Genomic DNA, 3832 nt, shown 5'->3' with positions numbered 1-3832 from the left:
CGGGGCCGTTGTCTATGTTCGTCCGCAGTACAGTCCAGCGTCTCGATCAGCAGTGGCACGCATTACCGTTTGGTGTGATGCACCAATTGCACTCGGGTCCATCCTCTGCGTCCTTGTCGGGGTATGGACCACGCCCCATTTCGATACGAGCGTCGGGGTCGATGCCGACCTGTCGAAGCGCAGCCGCCGAGTCCGTATTCCAGAGGTTGCGAAACTGCTCGTCGTCGCGCAGCAGTCGCTCGACTTCTTCGATTTGCGCGATTGCTCGGCGTGCGATCGGGAGGAACTCGACAGTGGTCGCAAGCTTCTCGTCGGCGTTCTTCATGGCGCTCCTAAGCGTCTTGTCAACCCGCAGGACTCGGTCTATCTAGCCTTGTTCGCGCTATAGCGATTTTGCGCTGAGGCTGCCTAATAGGTCAGTGCAGCGAGCTGCGATGTCGTCACGGACTAGCCGCATTCGTTCGATGCCGTCGATGCCACGCTCGGAGGGTTCGTCAGTGTGCCACGTCTCGAATGAGGTTCCGGTCACCGGCTCGACATGAGCTTCGCGCCCAAGCGTGACGACGATGTCAACCGCACGAACCAACTGGGGATCAACGAGTTTGGGTGTTTGACCGCTGATGTCAACGCCGACCTCAGCCAAGACCTGGGCGGAAAGGGCGTTGACCGACATGCCCGGCTTTGTGCCTGCCGAATGCACCTCCACGGCGTCTCCGGCGATCCTGCGCATCAGTCCCGCTGCCATCTGGGACTTGCCGCTGTTCTTTACGCACACGAACAACACGGACGGAGTGGTCGAGTGATTCATTAGTGCGCTGTGTTCTATCGGCGCGCAGTGATTCCGAGGTCGGCAAGAAGCCGGCGGACGCGTTCTTCGATGTCATCGCGGATGGGTCGGACTGCGTCCAGGGACTGACCGGCGGGGTCGGGTAGTTCCCAGTTTTCGTAACGCTTGCCGAGGAAGATGGGACAGGCGTCGCCGCAGCCCATGGTCACAACAACGTCGGCGGCTTGCACGATTTCGTCAGTCCACGGCTTAGGGAACTCACCGGTGATGTCGATGTCGACCTCGGCCATCGCCGCGATGGCCGACGGGTTGATCTCGTTGCCGGGTTCGGAGCCACCCGACCAGGCGACGCCATCCTGTCCGGCCAAGCGGGCGAAGTACCCGAGAGCCATCTGGGAGCGCCCAGCGTTATGGGTGCACAAGAACAGCACCGTTGGCTTGCCATCGGTTACCTTACCCTCCACCCTCGCGAGGGCATTAAGGCGTTGGCGGGCAAACCTTTCGGCTAGAAGCGGCAGGAAGTTCGGGACCGAGGCACGTCCTGCGAATTGGTCATAGGACGAGTGCAGGAATCGCTCGATTGTTTCGACACCGAAGGTGCCGTCGAAATCGCGCTGTAGCCGCGTCGCGGCGGTTTTCAGGGCGAGCTGTTGATCGATGGACAGGTCGCGGCGAAGGTGATGGGTAACTGGCGATTCGGTCATGACGCACTCCTCTGGTCGACGTCGAGATTGGTGGCCGTGTCGCTGTGGTGGTGGGGAACGACGACTTCGTCGGCTGTCTGCGCGGCGTCGCGGTAGAGCGCGGCAATCAGAGCCAACCCGATTAGCGCGCCGACGATTTGGGCGGCGATGAACCCCGGCGCCGACGCGGGATTGATACCCGCGAAGGTGTCCGAGAACATGCGCCCGACGGTTACGGCTGGATTCGCGAACGATGTGGAGCTGGTGAACCAGTACGCGGCACCGATGTACGCCCCGACCGCCGCTGCGGACAGGCCTGCGCGACCGGTACGGGCCAGGGTAAAAATCAGAGCGACCAAACCTGCGGTCGCGACGACCTCGCCGACGAGGTGCCCGGTGGTGAAGCGGTCCTTGGCGGCCAACTCGAATACGCGGCGGTCGAACATGAGGTTGGCCAGCCATGACCCACTCACAGCGCCAATCACCTGGACGACGGTGTAGGCGAGGGCGTCACCACCCGAGATGCCGGTACCTGACCGGTGGCCGAGCAGCCAGTCAGCCGCCGTCACTACGGGGTTGAAGTGCGCCCCGGAAACCGGACCGAACATCAAGATCAGTACCGCCAAACCGAATACCGTCGCGGTGGAGTTTTCCAGCAGTTGCAACCCCACATCGTTTGGAGACAGTTGCGCGGCGGCGATTCCGGAGCCGACCACCACCGCTACCAACAGTGCGGTGCCAACGAACTCGGCTAGGAGTCGACGCGGCAACCCAAAGGAGTCCACTCACCCACTTCCAATCGGGCTGTCAGCACCCAATACGAGTGAAAGCTTTTGCAGCGCCCCCGGAATCACGCGGTAATACACCCACGATCCCCGTCGCTCACTGTCGAGCAAACCGGCGGTACGCAGCACCTTGAGATGGTGAGAAATAGTCGGCTGCGTGACGTCTATACCGACCGAGATGTCGCAGACACACGCCTCGCCACCGGTGTGGCTTGCAACAACACTAAGCAGCCGTAGCCGCACCGGATCAGACAGCGCCTTAAGCATCCCCGCCAACTCCACTGCGGCGTCACTCGACAGTGGTTCCCGTACCAGGGGTGCGACTTCGCACCCCGAGACGTCGATGAGCGGAAGCGGTGACTTCGACATTCATCGATATTGACAGTCATCGAATCAGGGCACAAGCGAACAATCGATGAACGTGGACCAGTGGTGTCAGTCGGTTGCAGTGAGGGTGAGTTGGCGGGCGTGGAAGTCATGGTGCTCGCCGGGGTAGCGGTAGACGCCTTCCAATGTCATGTAGTCCTTGAAGAACTGGTCCCACCGGGTTGGGAAATGCATGCCGCAGCGCAAGGCGTTGTCGCTCTCCCGCGCGAGTTTGCGTCGCAACGAGGCAATCACTCGGTCCATCTTCGCGCCCATCCGGTGGCGGTTGTACACCAAGGCTGCCGCGCAAGACCCGTAGTAATTGATGACATCGAACGGTGCGGTTGCGCCGTCGAGCACGCGCGCGAAAATGCGGCTTACTGAATCCGGTAGCCGGCTGAACACCTTCACGAGAACGAGTAGCCGCTGCACGACCATGTAGCCAAACACCATGTGGAACAGCAGCTGCTCGTTCGTCCAACGCGTACCGTGGGTCGGCCTGGCCCACGCGTCCTCACGCTCGGCTTGGGCGAGTAGTCGATGCAACTCGACGCGTGCCCGCTCCAATTCGCCCGCGATCTCCGCTCGGTCAATCGTGCTGCCCACATCTCAATGATGCGCTTGCTGCGACCGTCGAACCACGCGGCGGCCGCAGCAGAGCACGCTTCCTCTAGCAGCAGGACGCGGTAGCGGTAGGCTGCCCGGACTCGGTCGCGCCCGCCGAACCGCCACAACAGATGCCGCCTTCGGCCGTGGGGTCGTCGAGGTGTTGCGGGCTGGTCCCGAAGGTCGCTGAATCCGAAAGCACGGTGTAGACCTCCCACTTCTCCCCGGCCGGACCGGTCACCCAGACCTTGTCTTGAGTAGCGAAGCAACAGGTCGTCCCGATCTCTTCGTCGGTGAACAGGCCCTCGCCGCTGAGTCGGGCAATCTCGGTATGTACTTGCTCACTGGATTCCACCTCGACGCCGAGATGGTTGATGGTGCCGCCCTTGCCGGGATTCTGGAGCAGCACCAGCTTGAGCGGCGGCTCGGCGACGGCGAAGTTGGCGTAGCCCTCCTTCACCTTGGTCGGTGGGGTATTGAACAGCTTGGAGTAGAACGTGATCGCCTGGTCGAGGTCATCGACGTTGAGGGCTAGCTGCACGCGGGACATGATGGATTCCTCTCTACCTGTGTGACATATATCGAAGTGGTGCACCAGGGCCTAG

General features: G+C 61.8%; 7 protein-coding genes. 1 reads left to right on the top strand and 6 read right to left on the bottom strand.

Going from position 1 to position 3832, the window contains the following annotated elements; translation table 11 throughout:
- Nucleotides 1-388 (top strand): hypothetical protein (locus QOH60_RS28330; protein ID WP_526425215.1); only part of this gene is annotated, 388 nt, incomplete at its 5' end.
- Here QOH60_RS28330 and QOH60_RS28325 read toward each other — a convergent pair.
- From QOH60_RS28325 to QOH60_RS28300, 6 genes are all read right to left on the bottom strand, one after another.
- Complete coding sequence (locus QOH60_RS28325; RefSeq protein ID WP_526425214.1) at nucleotides 383-808, bottom strand: arsenate-mycothiol transferase ArsC; 426 nt, start codon at nucleotides 806-808, stop codon at nucleotides 383-385. The genes QOH60_RS28330 and QOH60_RS28325 overlap by 6 nt on opposite strands.
- A gap of 14 nt (nucleotides 809-822) precedes the next feature.
- Nucleotides 823-1491: an arsenate reductase ArsC gene (locus QOH60_RS28320; RefSeq protein WP_526425213.1), complete on the bottom strand. Its 669-nt coding sequence runs from the start codon at nucleotides 1489-1491 to the stop codon at nucleotides 823-825.
- The gene (locus tag QOH60_RS28315) at nucleotides 1488-2255 is read right to left on the bottom strand and encodes an MIP/aquaporin family protein (protein WP_526425212.1); all 768 of its coding nucleotides are present in this window, start codon (nucleotides 2253-2255) and stop codon (nucleotides 1488-1490) included. The genes QOH60_RS28320 and QOH60_RS28315 overlap by 4 nt, the downstream gene beginning before the upstream one ends.
- Nucleotides 2256-2624, bottom strand: coding sequence for an ArsR/SmtB family transcription factor (locus QOH60_RS28310; RefSeq protein ID WP_526425211.1), 369 nt, complete (start codon nucleotides 2622-2624; stop codon nucleotides 2256-2258).
- A gap of 66 nt (nucleotides 2625-2690) precedes the next feature.
- Nucleotides 2691-3215: a DinB family protein gene (locus tag QOH60_RS28305; RefSeq protein WP_526425216.1), complete on the bottom strand. Its 525-nt coding sequence runs from the start codon at nucleotides 3213-3215 to the stop codon at nucleotides 2691-2693.
- A gap of 76 nt (nucleotides 3216-3291) precedes the next feature.
- Nucleotides 3292-3777 carry an ArsI/CadI family heavy metal resistance metalloenzyme gene (locus tag QOH60_RS28300; protein ID WP_526425210.1) on the bottom strand — a complete coding sequence of 162 codons (486 nt, stop codon included), beginning with the start codon at nucleotides 3775-3777 and terminating at the stop codon, nucleotides 3292-3294.
- Nucleotides 3778-3832 lie beyond the last annotated feature (55 nt).

Source organism: Mycobacterium sp. (assembly GCF_032159765.1).
Lineage (GTDB): Bacteria > Actinomycetota > Actinomycetes > Mycobacteriales > Mycobacteriaceae > Mycobacterium.
This window is presented reverse-complemented; position numbering and strand designations above follow the sequence as displayed.

Coding starts and splice junctions, on each gene's coding strand:
- QOH60_RS28325 (WP_526425214.1), bottom strand. CDS start 808: ATGAATCACTCGACCACTCCGTCCGTGTTGTTCGTGTGCGTAAAGAAC.
- QOH60_RS28300 (WP_526425210.1), bottom strand. CDS start 3,777: ATGTCCCGCGTGCAGCTAGCCCTCAACGTCGATGACCTCGACCAGGCG.
- QOH60_RS28310 (WP_526425211.1), bottom strand. CDS start 2,624: ATGTCGAAGTCACCGCTTCCGCTCATCGACGTCTCGGGGTGCGAAGTC.
- QOH60_RS28320 (WP_526425213.1), bottom strand. CDS start 1,491: ATGACCGAATCGCCAGTTACCCATCACCTTCGCCGCGACCTGTCCATC.